The 13507-nt window shown below is 43.7% G+C and carries 14 protein-coding genes; 8 read left to right on the plus strand and 6 right to left on the minus strand.

What is annotated here, in order from left to right; all coding sequences use genetic code 11:
- Positions 1-8 precede the first annotated feature (8 nt).
- The 5 genes from CC90_RS0102445 to CC90_RS0102465 all read left to right on the plus strand — a co-directional run bounded on the left by CC90_RS0102445 (position 9) and on the right by CC90_RS0102465 (position 4915).
- Positions 9-1046 carry a Gfo/Idh/MocA family protein gene (locus tag CC90_RS0102445; protein ID WP_031389244.1) on the plus strand — a complete coding sequence of 346 codons (1038 nt, stop codon included), beginning with the start codon at positions 9-11 and terminating at the stop codon, positions 1044-1046.
- A gap of 35 nt (positions 1047-1081) precedes the next feature.
- The gene (locus tag CC90_RS0102450; RefSeq protein WP_031389245.1) at positions 1082-1996 is read left to right on the plus strand and encodes a sugar phosphate isomerase/epimerase family protein; all 915 of its coding nucleotides are present in this window, start codon (positions 1082-1084) and stop codon (positions 1994-1996) included.
- Positions 1997-2212: 216 nt separating this feature from the next.
- Positions 2213-3034 (plus strand): alpha/beta fold hydrolase, encoded by an 822-nt coding sequence (locus CC90_RS0102455; protein WP_051869245.1) that lies wholly within the window; start codon positions 2213-2215, stop codon positions 3032-3034.
- A 116-nt stretch (positions 3035-3150) separates the two neighbouring features.
- Positions 3151-3792, plus strand: coding sequence for a lactate utilization protein (locus CC90_RS0102460; RefSeq protein WP_031389247.1), 642 nt, complete (start codon positions 3151-3153; stop codon positions 3790-3792).
- Between the two features lie 79 nt (positions 3793-3871).
- Entirely contained in the window at positions 3872-4915 is a 1044-nt protein-coding gene (locus CC90_RS0102465) for an NHL repeat-containing protein (RefSeq protein ID WP_031389248.1), read from the plus strand.
- An 83-nt stretch (positions 4916-4998) separates the two neighbouring features.
- Here CC90_RS0102465 and CC90_RS0102470 read toward each other — a convergent pair whose 3' ends face one another.
- The 6 genes from CC90_RS0102470 to CC90_RS0102495 all read right to left on the minus strand — a co-directional run bounded on the left by CC90_RS0102470 (position 4999) and on the right by CC90_RS0102495 (position 10164).
- A complete protein-coding gene (locus tag CC90_RS0102470; protein WP_330373170.1) occupies positions 4999-6210 on the minus strand; it encodes a metal ABC transporter permease in 1212 nt (403 codons plus the stop codon).
- A complete protein-coding gene (locus CC90_RS0102475; protein WP_031389250.1) occupies positions 6101-7024 on the minus strand; it encodes a metal ABC transporter permease in 924 nt (307 codons plus the stop codon). The genes CC90_RS0102470 and CC90_RS0102475 overlap by 110 nt, the downstream gene beginning before the upstream one ends.
- 1 nt (position 7025) lies before the next feature.
- A complete protein-coding gene (locus tag CC90_RS0102480) occupies positions 7026-7778 on the minus strand; it encodes a metal ABC transporter ATP-binding protein (RefSeq protein WP_031389251.1) in 753 nt (250 codons plus the stop codon).
- A 14-nt stretch (positions 7779-7792) separates the two neighbouring features.
- On the minus strand, positions 7793-8731 hold the full coding sequence (locus CC90_RS0102485) for a metal ABC transporter solute-binding protein, Zn/Mn family (RefSeq protein ID WP_031389252.1): 939 nt from the start codon (positions 8729-8731) through the stop codon (positions 7793-7795).
- Positions 8732-8761: 30 nt separating this feature from the next.
- Positions 8762-9415, minus strand: coding sequence for a metal-dependent transcriptional regulator (locus CC90_RS0102490; protein WP_031389253.1), 654 nt, complete (start codon positions 9413-9415; stop codon positions 8762-8764).
- Positions 9416-9774: 359 nt separating this feature from the next.
- On the minus strand, positions 9775-10164 hold the full coding sequence (locus CC90_RS0102495) for a MerR family transcriptional regulator (RefSeq protein ID WP_031389254.1): 390 nt from the start codon (positions 10162-10164) through the stop codon (positions 9775-9777).
- A 196-nt stretch (positions 10165-10360) separates the two neighbouring features.
- Here CC90_RS0102495 and CC90_RS0102500 point away from each other — a divergent pair, with 196 nt between their 5' ends.
- From CC90_RS0102500 to CC90_RS0102510, 3 genes are all read left to right on the plus strand, one after another.
- Complete coding sequence (locus tag CC90_RS0102500; protein ID WP_031389255.1) at positions 10361-11212, plus strand: aldo/keto reductase; 852 nt, start codon at positions 10361-10363, stop codon at positions 11210-11212.
- Between the two features lie 27 nt (positions 11213-11239).
- Positions 11240-12418, plus strand: coding sequence for an iron-containing alcohol dehydrogenase (locus tag CC90_RS0102505; protein WP_031389256.1), 1179 nt, complete (start codon positions 11240-11242; stop codon positions 12416-12418).
- 109 nt (positions 12419-12527) lie between these two features.
- Positions 12528-13451, plus strand: a complete 924-nt coding sequence (locus tag CC90_RS0102510; protein WP_031389257.1) for an aldo/keto reductase — start codon at positions 12528-12530, stop codon at positions 13449-13451.
- Positions 13452-13507: the final 56 nt, after the last annotated feature.

Here is a 13507-nt window from a genome sequence, read left to right on the forward strand (position 1 = left end):
AAGGATAGATGTTTCATATTGGTATTATCGGATGCGGAAAAATTGCACAGGTCAGGCATATACCGGAATATATGGCGCAGGATGATGTAAAAATAGCGGGATTTTACGATGTCAGCCGGGAAAGAGCGGAGGCTTTGGCAAATGTGCATGGAGGAATGACATACTCTTCCTACGAAGAGATGCTGGAGAATCCTCAAATCGATGCGGTAAGCGTATGTGCTGCAAACAATGTTCATGCGGAGATTACGATAAAGGCACTGGAAGCGGGAAAGCACGTTCTTTGTGAGAAACCCATGGCAATGACTCTGGAGGAGTGCGAGGCGATGGTAGAGGCATCGGAGAAAACAGGAAAAATACTGATGATCGGACATAACCAGCGTCTTGCAAAGGCTCATGGAAAAGCAAAGGAGCTGATAGAAGCCGGGGCAATAGGAAAGCTGATCACCTTCCAGGCAATGTTTGTCCATAAAGGACCGGAGACATGGAGCATAGATGCGGGGAAAGATACATGGTTTTTCGATAAATCCAAGGCTGTCTTGGGAGCTATGGCCGATTTGGGAATACATAAAACGGATTTGATTCAATATTTGACAGGAGAAAAGGTGACAGAAGCCACAGCCGTTCTGACCACATTGGAAAAAACGGATGCATCCGGAAACAAAATAGGCGTAGATGACAATGCTTTTTGCATTTATAAGATGCAAAGCGGTATCGTTGGAACGATGACGGCCGGTTGGACCTGTTATGGAAATGAAAATAATTCCACGGTTATGTACGGAACAAAAGGAGTAATGAAGATATACAGCGATCCCGATTATTCGATTATATTGGAAATGAAAGACGGTGAGACAGTCAAATATTGTATAGATAAAATCCAAACAAACGATAACCAGACAACGTCAGGTGTTATAGACATGTTTGTAGATGCGTTAAGAACAGGAAAGGAACCGGAGCTGAACGGACAGACTGCACTGAATGCAATGGAAGCGGTTTTTGCCTGTGTAGAGAGTTCCAGGACAGGCAGAACTGTTCAAATAGAGAGATAAGAGATTATGATAGTGCTTTGAAAGGAGCAATAAATATGAAGTTAGGATTTGTAAGCGCGATTTTGGAAAAAGACAGCTTTGAGGAAATGATAGATACGGCGGCAGAGCTGGGGTTTTCCTGTGTGGAGGTTGCCTGCTGGCCCAGTGGCAAGGCGGAAAGGCGATATGCGGGAGTCAGCCATATAGACGTTAATTGTATGGAGGAAAGCTATATAGAACATATTAAGGAATATTGCAGGAATAAATCTGTTGAAATTTCTTCTTTGGCATTCTATCCTAATACGCTGGATGGTAATCCGGAAAAGAGAGAAGCAAATATTGCCCATCTGAAACAGGTCATTTTATTCAGCGCAAAGTTAGGCGTGAATATGGTAACTACTTTTATCGGCAGAGACCAGCATAAAACCGTGGAGGAAAATCTGAATATATTCGCGGATATATGGAAACCGATTATGGCATTTGCAGAAGAAAACAAGGTGAGAATCGCAATTGAAAATTGTCCCATGCTATTTGGTCCGGAGCAGTGGCCGGGTGGGCAGAATCTTGCTTCCACACCTGAGATTTGGAGAAAAATGTTCGAACTGATACCCAGCGATTATTTGGGAATCAATTACGATCCTTCTCATTTTGTTTGGCAGATGATTGATTATATTAAGCCTATTTATGAGTTTGCGGACAAGATATTTCATGTACATTATAAAGATATTAAGCTGTATAAGGATCGTTTGGAGAAAGTAGGAAGCATGGCATATCCGCTTGCCTATATGTCGCCGAAGATTCCGGGACTGGGCGATGTGGATTGGGGAAGATATGTCAGTGCGCTGTCCGATGTGGGATATGACGGGTATTCCTGTATAGAAGTCGAGGACAAGGCTTTTGAAGGAACGAGAGAAAATATCATAAAGAGTCTTAAGCTGAGCAAAAGATATATGGAACAGTATGTTATATAAGTCTTAATCAGATGTAAATATTATAAACTTTTATTTCATATATTTTTACTTGAAAATGGGCCGTTTCGGCTCATTTTTTATATAATGGGGAAATGCTCCTATTATATAAAGAACGGTTGCGCAGCATACTTTTATTTTATCTAAGGCATATTGCATCGAATGTTTGTTTGGTATATAATCATACATATATGAAAAGACCGGAAAGGGGTAATGGACATGGGAACTATTGATAAAAGTGATTTGTATTATGAAATTTACGGTGAAGGGCTTCCGTTCGTGATTCTGCATGGATGGGGGGTGGATCACAATATACTTTCTCACTGTATGGAATCTATGTTTGCTGAGTATCCTATGCCCATTCAGAGAATTTATATCGATTTACCGGGTATGGGCCGGTCGCCGGCAGATTCGCATATTCGTACGTCCGATCATGTACTGGATGCATTGGCGGCGCTTTTGGATGGATTGATACCCGGACAGCGTTTTCTTCTTATGGGTGAGTCGTATGGCGGCTATCTGGCCCGGGGAATGGTGAAGCAGAACGCATCCCGGATTGCAGGGTTAATACTGCTTTGCCCGCTCATGATTCCCGGGAATCGTCAGGGGAATGTGGAACCGCTGCGCGTGATGGAAAGGGACGAAGCCTTTTTGAGTACGCTCAGTGAGGAGGATAGGGCAAGTTTTGAATATTTAAACGTGATACTTACTGAAAGTGTCTGGAAGCGTTTCCGCGATGAGATATTGGAGGCACTGCGGCATCAGAACATTCATTTTCTTACTGAGGTGCTGGACGGAGCATTTTCCTTTGACGTGGATGAACTGGAAGAGCCTTTCGCAGCGCCGTGCCTGATACTCACAGGCAGACAGGATACCGAGGTTGGATGGCGCGATCAGTTCAAGCTCATGGATATTTATCCTAACGCCACGTTTGCGGCGCTCAACCGCGCGGGCCACAACCTGCAAATTGAGCAGCCGGAGCAGTTTCTGTCAATCATGCGCCATTGGCTGGGCGACAATAGAAAGTTATTTTACAAATAATTAGTATATCCATAGTTTGAAAATTTTTTTACGCAATAAAAACGCTATGGTACCATTGTCTGAAAAAGCAGTTGTCATAGAAAACAAGAATTTCTGCGATGGAGGGGCGATAATACATGGATGAAAATATCTCATGGTTTATGAATAAACAAGTTGAAAAAGCGATAAGTGGGTTAGAAAAACATAATATGAAAGGAATCTTCGTAAAAGATGAAAAGGAATTAATAGAAGTATTAAAAGAATTTATCCAAGAGGATTCTGTTGTTGGAGTAGGTGATTCCATTACTCTTTTGGAAACCGGAGTTTTAGATTTTCTGCGTGAAGGAAATTATATCTTTTTAGATAAATACAGAGACGGGATTACGAGTGAAGAGAAAAGGCAGATTTACATACAAAACTTTTCTGCAGACACGTTTCTTTGCAGTACAAATGCCTTGACAGAAGAGGGAGAACTTTACAATATCGACGGTAATGGGAGCAGGGTGGCACCGATGATATTTGGACCGAAGCAGGTTATAATAGTTGCCGGAATAAATAAACTGGTTAAAAATCTTGAGGAGGCTGAAAGAAGAGTCAGAAATTATGCTGCACCTATTGATGCGAAGCGATTAGGGAAAGATACCCCATGTACTAAGCTCGGTCATTGTGTAGATTGTAAAAGTCCTGACAGGATATGCAATGATTTTGTGACTATAACAGGACAGTTTGTTAAGGATAGGATAAAGGTAATTATTGTGGCGAAATCGCTGGGATTTTAATCTGTCTTTTTATAAGGAGAATATGACATGCCATTGTCATATTCTCTTTGCTATACTCTTTAAAAAGGAGGAACTGCTCATGAATAAAATGAATAATAATGAGGACAGATGCGAAGAATCTCATACTTTTCCGGTTTCAGATTCCTGGCATGTGATTGATGTGATTGATTATGGGTCGCAGAAGATAATAAACGGATTGCCGCAGTTTGGGTTTCATGATCATACCGGCGCCTGCTATATTGCAGAATATCACAGGAATTTTATAGGATTACTTGAGAATGGCGGTGCCGCATGGACGGCAGGAGAGGTAGAACCGGGACTTGCTCCCGTACACTTTAGCGTTTCACTGACACAGCCTAAATATATTTCAAGGGCATTTCAGCATAATACTCTGCTTGTTTCCGAAGATAGGTACATATATCAAATGGACTTATCCACGAACTGCTTCATAGCCCTTATTGATAAGGAGAAAGCCGGAATTGTCGACATAGGAAATGGTATATATGATCACAACGATGATATATGGGTAAACGATGTCAGAGGATTCCAGATTTTTCATTTTAGCTATGATGGTACGTTGATAGAAACGATAGGAAAAAAGGAGGCTGGTTTCCAAAAAGGGACGGTACCGTTTCATGAGGCTGGTTTCCACTGGATATATGATATGAGATTGGGGCATGATGGAAATCTTTATGTTCTTGATAGCAGGAACTATGCAGTGCGAAAGATCGACCCCAAGGCGGAAACAGTGACTACAATTTGCGGGGACGGGGTAGGAGGATATTGCGGCGACGGCGGCGATGCGAGGTACGCCCGCCTTGGAACGAATCCCGTGGAAGTATTCGATGGCCCCTGGTCCTTGTCGGTGGATGAGGATAATAACATAATCATCGGAGATACGTATAATCGGGCAGTCAGGGTGATTCAGTCCGGCACGAATATCATTACAACGATAGCAGACGACAGTGCCAAAACAGCCGACGGAAGAACGGCCGGATTTGAAAAAATATGCGGCATGGACTATTGGAACGGAATGCTGTATATTCCTGATTGGAGAGAGGAAACGCCAAACACCTTCATTATTTTGCAGAACAAAAGTAAGGCCTTTTCTGATTATAATTAGACAGGATAGTAGGAAATGGTGTAAATGTTGTATTTTTGTCAGTGCCTCATGATAAAAAGGCACTGACTTTTTTTGAACGAGTATTACTTTGAGAAAAGGGAATTATAATTATGAATGCTGGCACTGCGTCCTTCGTCCGTCAGCTTTGTTAAACCACCTGATAGCTTAATATAGCCCTCATGCTCTAGTAACTTGATAATTTTCGATGTGAACTCCTCAGTCCAGTGCAGATGTGCCGGTATGGTATCAACACCTGCTTTTGAGTCTTCTTCGGCACTGGACTCATGGTTAAACAGGTGGAAAAGAAGCATTGTTTTAGCAAATTCAATTTTCTGGGTCCTGCGTCTGAGCAATGAACCAATCAGTCCTCTGCGGGGAGCAAAAATAAAAACGGCCAGAAAAACCAATCCGGTCACCACTGCCATGCTGCCGGCGATGGAGACATCAAACAGTGTCGCGGCCTGATAGCCGAGGACTCCGTTGATGGCTCCGATCCCACCGCTTAAGATCAGCATATGTTTGAGATCATCCGTCAGCAAATATGCCGTTACGGGAGGTCCGATCATAAAGGCTACGACAAGCACCGAGCCCACCGCCTGAAATGCGCCGACGGTAGTTAAGGATACAAGTGTCATTAAGCCATAGTGCATCAAGGCCGGAGAGAAACCCAATACCGCGGCGAGCATGGGATCAAAGGTTGCTGCTTTTAATTCCTTAAAGAATATGATAATGGCGCTAAGGTTGATCAGCAACAGTGTTCCGGTTGTGTAGATTGCTTTCGCGCCAATATCTTTACCGCCGACGACCATGCGGTCGAAGGGGGCGAAGGCCAGCTCTCCCAAGAGCACCGAATCGGTATCCAGGTGAACGGAACCTGCGTAGCGGGTAATCAGGATGATAGCGATGGAAAAGAGCAGCGGAAAAACCACACCGATAGCGGCATCTTCTGCCAGGAGCCGGGTCCGGCTCAGCATTTCCGTCAGCCAGACGGTCATAACACCCATCAACGCCGCGCCCACGATCAGTAGCGGAGAGGAAAGGTCATAAGTGACAAAGAAAGCAAGCACTATTCCTAACAGTATTGTATGAGTTATGGAGTCAGACATCATAGACATTTTACGGAGTACCAGAAAAACTCCGGGAAGAGCACAGGCTACCGCCACAATGACAGCAATGATCTGAATTTCAATTTGAGGGGACATCCGGCTTACCTCCTTCCAGTTTATACAAAATTCTATTTCTTCTTCGCACATAGATCCGGTGCAGTATCCCTCTGCCCGGTGCAAACAGGACACTGATGACTACTATGGCGCTGATACAAATCACGATAGCCGGGCCGGTGGGCAGCTTGGGCACGAGAGAACTGGCGGCAGTACCGATAATGCCCGATACAGCGCCGAACAGCGCTGAAAGCATTACCATGATCCACAGTTTATTCGTCCACTGACGGGCAGCAACGGCAGGGGTGATTAGCATGGCGCTCATAAGGATAACACCTACAGCCTGTAAACCGATAATGATTGCAAGTACGATCATAAACGACAGCAGCAGATTCAGCCTTTTGGGTGAAAAGCCGAGACTCTGGGCGAAATCCGCATCAAAGGTAAAGAGTTTGAATTCCTTCCAGAACAGAAGTACCAATGCCAGCAATATCAGGCCGCAGATTACCATCAGGATGATATCCCGCTGCAAAAGTGTGGATGCCTGCCCGAAAATAAAACGTTTTAGTCCGGCTTGGTTGGAGTTGGGAATCTTCTGTACATAAGTAAGCATTACCAATCCCAATCCGAAAAAGACGGACATGACCAGAGCGAGGGCGCTGTCAAACTTCACACGGGTATATCGAACAATACTAACGATGAACAGCGTTGCCAGCAGGCCGGAAATAAGAGCGCCTAACAGCAAAATTTCCGTATTTTTACTTCCCAATAAAACAAAGGCCATGACTACACCGGGCAGAGCAGAATGCGATATCCCGTCTCCTAAAAGGCTCTGCTTTCTCAAGACTGCAAAGCTGCCCAACACTCCGCTGATCAGTCCCAAAAGAGCGGAACCCAGAGCGACGGTTTGAAAGGTATAGTCTGAAAACAAAGCAATTACACTGTTCATATCAGACCACACTCCTTAGAAGAGCGGCGGAATTGTGATAGGTTTTCCTCAGATTTTCTTCGTGGAATACCTCCTCCACAGGGCCGCTTGCAACTACGCGAAGGTTGATCAGGGTTACCCAGTCGAAATAATCCGGAACCGTTTGTAAGTCATGGTGGACAACCACTACGGTTTTGCCTTGCTCCTTCAACTCCTTTAGTAGGGCAACGATGGCCTTTTCCGTTTGAGCATCAACCCCCTTAAAAGGTTCATCCATAAAGTAGACCTCTGCCTCCTGAGCCAGAGCGCGGGCTAGGAATACGCGCTGCTGCTGACCGCCGGAGAGCTGGCTGATTTGTCTGGAAGCATAATCCTGCATGCCTACCTTCGACAATGTTTGTTTTGTCAGTTCTATATCTGATTTGCGGGGGCGGCGAATCCACCCCAGCTTGCCGTAGCATCCCATCAGAACCACATCCTGTACCGTAGCCGGGAAATCCCAGTCCACACTGCCGCTTTGCGGTACATAACCAATTTGATTTTTCAGGGTTCGTATACTGCCGCTTCCGTCAAGAAAGCGAACTGCTCCGGTAACCGGCTTCAAAAGTCCCAGCATAGCTTTTATCAAGGTCGTTTTACCTGCTCCGTTAGGGCCGATTACCGCCATCAATTTGCCCTTTGGGATCTTCAAGTCGATATCCCAAAGTACCGGCTTGGAGTCATAAGCTACGGTAAGGTCTTCTACCTCCACTGCAAAATTTTGTTGTTTTTTCATATTATTTCCTCCCATTATTTTAAAGCGTTTACAATCGTATCAATATTTGCTTTTACGGTCAGAATATAAGTTTCGGCTCCTGAATCAGCACCGCCCAGGGAATCAGAATACAGCTCTCCGCCTATGGCTACATCAAAGCCTTTTGCCTTTACTGCGGCTTGCAAGGCTTCAATGGTTTTGGGCGGTACGGAGGATTCCACAAAAATAGCCTTGATTTGTCTTTCTGCAATGAAATCTGCCAGGGCGCTCACATCGGACGTGCCCGCCTCTGCGTCGGTGCTGATTCCCTGCAGACCCCTTACTTCAAATCCGTATGCTTTGCCGAAATATTGAAATGCATCATGGGCGGTAACGAGCACTCGCTGTGATTCCGACAACTCCGTCACACGATTGCGGATGTATGTATCCGTTTCATCCAGCTCTTCCAAATAAGCTTCCAAATTGGCCTCGTAATCTGCTTTTCCCTTTGGGTCAGCCTGAGTCAGCCCATCCGTAACAGTTTTTGCCGCTTGCTTCCATAGGGAAACATCAAACCATATATGGGGATCGTGGACTGAACTGTCGTTTTCCCAGGCCAGAAGCATGGATTCATCCAATCCATTTTCAATACAAATGACAGTAGAGCCCTGAGTGGACAAATTTTCAAATATTTCACCCATCTTCCCTTCAAGATGCAAACCGTTATATAATACAACATCTGCTTTTTGCATTAGGGAAACATCTCCGGCACTGGCCTGATACAGGTGAGGATCGATGCCTGGTCCCATAAGACCATTGGCAGTGATGCGTTCGCCTCCGATTTCTATTGCTAAATCGGCCAGCATGGTAGTAGTAGCGACGACATTCAATTTATCCGTTGATGACTCCGCACTTTCTGCGGGAGCCGAGCAGCCCGCAAGTAATAGCGTCAAACTTAGAACTGCACCAAGAAGGCTTTTTATTTTTTTGTTCATGCGAATCCTCCTTAAACTCTTTTTGTGTGATTAATCCTCCGTCCGGTCTATATAGATTTGACAAGCGGCTTTATAACTAACCTGAACACGTTTTCCGTCCAAATCAAGGGTAAGCGGTCCTTCATATGCGGCAGCCTCAACAATGCGAACGGAGCTTCCTATGGTAATACCGGCCTCCTGTAAATAGTCCAGCAATTCCTTTTCCTCTGTTACACGCCGGATATGAGAGACGGTACCGACGGGAAGCAGATTCAAGGTCTGTAGAGGGTGGTGGTGGATCTGACCGTCAGAATGGGGAATCTCGCTGCCATGAGGGCAGTACGCAGGATAATTCAAAAAATTATCCAGCCGGGAAGTCAGTCGGGAAGGTGTAATGTGCTCCAGCAGCTCCGCATCTTCGTGAGCCTCACTCCATGAATAACCCAGATGACGCATTAGAAACACTTCCCAGAGACGGTGCCCGCGCACCAGTGAAATAGCAGCGCTCATTCCTTCCGCCGTCAGACAGGAACCCTTATAGGGTTCATAATGAATAAGCCCTTCCCGCTTCAGTTTCCCGAGCATCTCCGTAACGGAGGCAGGCGCAATCTGCAAGGCTTCGGCAATCTGCTTATTGTTCACTAATTCTTCCATTCCGCCAAGCTTATAGATGGTTTTTAAATAATCCTCTTTATTTGGTGTCATTTTATCTTCCTCCGTTTTAAACAAACAAGCCGTATGGATTTGGCTGCTAAGATGTTACAAATATATTTAGGTATACCTAAATTTAATTTAAATATATACCTAAAATATAAAAAATGCAAGTGATTTTTAAAAATGAATGGATTGACTGTAAGAATTGTTAGGGGCGGGAAATAACATTTCCCTTGACTAATTTATGATGATTAGTAAAAAGTGTTACGAATATGCTATAAAAAATAAAATATACAGAGAGTGATTATGAACTGGTTTCCGATTTATGAATATCATGTTATTTGCGTATGTCATCTGTGAAAATAAAAAAAGAGCAGGCGTAAGCCTGCTCGAAGGTTTGCGGTGCGACTTTATGACTCAGAAGAAGCAGCGGCGCTGTACTTTTCATATTGAGAGGTAAAATATTCGATCTTATGAGAAACCTTTAGTAAATGTCTTTGCATCTCTTCCAATTTTTCTTCTACACTTTTTTTATGCTCTTGCAGCATATCACATCTTTGTTTTAATGTGACTTCGCCCTCCATACTCAGCTTAACAAAATCTTTTATTTGTTTTATGGACATGCCGGTATTTTTAAGGCAGCAAATTAAACCGAGCCATTCCAAATCATCTTCCGAATAATGCCTGATTCCGCTTTCACTTCGTTTTACAAAGGGCAGTAAGCCTTCTCTCTCATAATAGCGCAGAACATGCGCTTTTAAATTTGTTTTTTCCGATACTTGCTTGATAGAATAGTCCATAAAAGTTATCCTCCCAATAATCACACTATTTTTTTGTTTGTTTAAGTGAAAAGGTAAAGTACAACACACAATTTACATTTTCATTTCACAAGTTTGTTTTCGTTTTCGTATTGACTTAAAGTTAACGTTAAGGTTTATAATTTTATCATACGTTATATTTAGCTGTTTTTCAATATAAATTTAGGGAGGTTCTGGAATGGAATCATTAAGAGATTGTTTTGAATTGCATAATGGAGTGAAAATCCCGTGTGTAGGTTTCGGTACATATCAGATAGCAAATGGAGAGTCTGCGGTATCTGCTGTGAGAAATGCCCTTGAATTAGGATATCGCCATATTGACACCGCGGCAGGGTATGGTAATGAGGAGAGCGTAGGCATTGCGGTAAGCCAAAGCGGTATCGATAGGGATGAGATTTTTATTACAAGTAAGCTGCAAAACCCGGAGCATGGTTATGAAAATACAATGAAAGCATTTGAACAAACTATGAAAAATCTGGATATGGATTATCTGGATTTATATTTGATCCATTGGCCCAATCCGGTTAAATTCAGAAACGAATGGCAGACAGCGAATGCAGGGACATGGAAGGCATTTGAGGAGTTGTATAAAGCCGGCCGTATACGTTCCATAGGAATCAGCAATTTTCATCCCCGTCATATGGATGAGCTTATGAAAACTGCAACGATTGTACCTATGGTAAATCAAATACGTCTTTGTCCGGGAGATACGCAAGATGAGGTAGTGAATTATTGCAAGGAACGCAATATCATATTGGAAGCATATAGCCCTCTCGGAACCGGACAGATTTTTGAAGTGCCTATGATGCAGGCTATTGCACAAAAATATGGGAAGACTATTGCACAGATAGGAATTCGGTGGAGTCTGCAGAAGGGATATTTACCTCTGCCTAAGGCAGTATCGAAATCCCACATAAGAGAGAATGCCGATATTTTTGACTTTGAACTTTCTGAACAGGATGTTCAGGCTATTTCAGATTTGAAGGGATGCTGCGGGTATTCTCAGAATCCGGACCTAACTACTTTTTAAAATATTTTGCAGGAAGGAATATATGTGATGTTGAATTTTGATTTACACATCCCTACGCGTATCTTATTCGGCAGGGATACACACAAGGAAATTGGTACTTTGTTGCAGCCCTATGCTAAGAAAGTGTTACTTCACTTTGGTGGAAGCAGTGTTAAAAAGAGCGGTGTGTATGATGCGGTAACTGCTTCTTTAAAAGAAAGTAATATGGAATTCATTGAACTTGGCGGTGTGGTTCCCAATCCCCGGGTATCCTTGGTCCGTGAAGGAATCGCCCTTTGCAGAAAAGAAGGAGTGGATTTGATTCTCGCTGTGGGAGGAGGCAGTGTCATTGACTCGGCCAAAGCCATTGCAATGGGTGCTTACTACGACGGTGATGTTTGGGAGCTCTATGAACAGCAAAATCCAATTACAAAAGCGCTGCCGGTTGCAACAATCCTGACAATCCCGGCGGCAGGCAGTGAGTCCAGTAACGGTACCGTAGTCACCAATGAAGAAAAACAAATGAAGCTCGGGTATGGAAGTATTCATCTGCGCCCTTTGCTCAGTGTCATGAATCCGGAATTGTTCTTTACATTACCCAAAAATCAAATAGCGAACGGCGTGGCAGATATGATGAGCCATATCTTTGAGCGCTACTTTACCAATACGGTACAAACCGATTTGACGGACGGATTATGTGAGACGACGCTGAAAACGATTATGAAAAATGCTATGCGGGTATTTTCGGATGCTCATGATTATGATGCATGGTGCCAGGTCGGGTTTGGAGGAACGATTGCTCATAATGATCTGTTGGGGCTTGGCCGTGAACAGGATTGGGCCTGCCACGGTATGGAGCATGAGCTCAGCGCTATCTATGATGTGGCTCATGGTGCAGGACTGGCGGTATTGACTCCGGCATGGATGCAGTATGTCTATAAGACGAATACTAATATGTTCGTACAGTTTGCGGTAAATGTAATGGGAGTGGAAGACAGCTACCGGGATCCGGATGCCATTGTAATGGAAGGTATCGCACGTCTGCGCGATTTCTATAAAAATATGGGGCTTCCGTCCACCCTTTCGGAGCTTGGTATTGACGAAAGTAAACTGGAAGTGATGGCAAAAAAAGCAACAGGAGATGCTTACGGCTCAGAGCAGCCCCTTGGCAACTTGAAGAAGTTATACTGGCAGGATGTGCTTGAAATTTATAAGCTCGCTAAATAAATATATAGGTAATTGCAAAACTGCCAGGCTGTGAAATGATATATAAAATTGGTCAAGGTTACGGGTTTCGCAATTGCCTGAAATATAATATAAAAGGAGAAAATTGATTATGAAAACTATTAAATTAGGACAATCGAATTTACAAGTGCCGGTGATTGCAGTCGGCTGTATGCGCATGAAAGATTTGAATAAAAAAGATGCTGAGCATTTGGTTCGGACAGCTTTAGAGAACGGTGCTAATTTTTTTGATCATGCGGATGTCTATGGCAGGGGAGCCAGCGAAGAAATATTTGCGGATGCCATTCATATGAACGATACCGTGCGCGAAAAGATTATTCTGCAATCCAAGTGTGGAATCAGGAAGGCGGAGAATACGTTTGATTTTTCCAAGGAGCATATATTAGCCTCTGTAGATGGAATCTTAAAACGCCTGAAAACCGATTATCTTGATGTTCTGCTCTTACATCGTCCGGATGCATTGGTCGAGCCGGAGGAGGTTGCCGAAGCATTTGACAAGCTCCATAGCAGCGGAAAAGTTAGAAACTTTGGTGTATCCAATCATAATCCCATGCAAGTACAGCTGCTTCAAAAATCGCTGAATCAGCCTATTGTAGCAAATCAGCTGCAGCTTAGCATCACCAATGCCACTATGATTTCGGCAGGCATCCACGTCAATATGCTGGACGATACGGCAGTTAACCGTGACGGAAGCATATTAGATTTCTGTCGTTTGAACGATATCACGATACAGCCGTGGTCGCCTTTTCAGTATGGATTCTTTGAAGGCGTTTTCCTGGATAATGAAAAGTTTCCGGAGCTGAATGCCAAGATTAATGAAATTGCAGCTAAATATGAAGTGACTAACACCACGATCGCATTGTCCTGGATACTTCGTCATCCTGCGCATATGCAGCCTGTAACAGGGACGATGAATCCCGAACGGTTAAAAGATTGTATAAAGGCAGCAGATATTTATTTGACCCGTGAGGAGTGGTATGAGATTTATCGTGCAGCGGGGAATATTTTGCCGTAAGCTTATTAATATATACGCTTTGGGTATATAGTTTCCTTATTATTTATCCCTCAATA

The sequence above is a fragment of the Kineothrix alysoides genome, from assembly GCF_000732725.1.
Lineage (GTDB): Bacteria > Bacillota > Clostridia > Lachnospirales > Lachnospiraceae > Kineothrix > Kineothrix alysoides.

What these genes read in the sequence shown, in the direction of transcription:
- CC90_RS0102445 (WP_031389244.1), top strand. Translation starts at nt 9, where the DNA reads ATGTTTCATATTGGTATTATCGGATGCGGAAAAATTGCACAGGTCAGG.
- CC90_RS0102450 (WP_031389245.1), top strand. Translation starts at nt 1,082, where the DNA reads ATGAAGTTAGGATTTGTAAGCGCGATTTTGGAAAAAGACAGCTTTGAG.
- CC90_RS0102455 (WP_051869245.1), top strand. Translation starts at nt 2,213, where the DNA reads ATGGGAACTATTGATAAAAGTGATTTGTATTATGAAATTTACGGTGAA.
- CC90_RS0102460 (WP_031389247.1), top strand. Translation starts at nt 3,151, where the DNA reads ATGGATGAAAATATCTCATGGTTTATGAATAAACAAGTTGAAAAAGCG.
- CC90_RS0102465 (WP_031389248.1), top strand. Translation starts at nt 3,872, where the DNA reads ATGAATAAAATGAATAATAATGAGGACAGATGCGAAGAATCTCATACT.
- CC90_RS0102475 (WP_031389250.1), bottom strand. Translation starts at nt 7,024, where the DNA reads ATGAACAGTGTAATTGCTTTGTTTTCAGACTATACCTTTCAAACCGTC.
- CC90_RS0102480 (WP_031389251.1), bottom strand. Translation starts at nt 7,778, where the DNA reads ATGAAAAAACAACAAAATTTTGCAGTGGAGGTAGAAGACCTTACCGTA.
- CC90_RS0102485 (WP_031389252.1), bottom strand. Translation starts at nt 8,731, where the DNA reads ATGAACAAAAAAATAAAAAGCCTTCTTGGTGCAGTTCTAAGTTTGACG.
- CC90_RS0102490 (WP_031389253.1), bottom strand. Translation starts at nt 9,415, where the DNA reads ATGACACCAAATAAAGAGGATTATTTAAAAACCATCTATAAGCTTGGC.
- CC90_RS0102495 (WP_031389254.1), bottom strand. Translation starts at nt 10,164, where the DNA reads ATGGACTATTCTATCAAGCAAGTATCGGAAAAAACAAATTTAAAAGCG.
- CC90_RS0102500 (WP_031389255.1), top strand. Translation starts at nt 10,361, where the DNA reads ATGGAATCATTAAGAGATTGTTTTGAATTGCATAATGGAGTGAAAATC.
- CC90_RS0102505 (WP_031389256.1), top strand. Translation starts at nt 11,240, where the DNA reads ATGTTGAATTTTGATTTACACATCCCTACGCGTATCTTATTCGGCAGG.
- CC90_RS0102510 (WP_031389257.1), top strand. Translation starts at nt 12,528, where the DNA reads ATGAAAACTATTAAATTAGGACAATCGAATTTACAAGTGCCGGTGATT.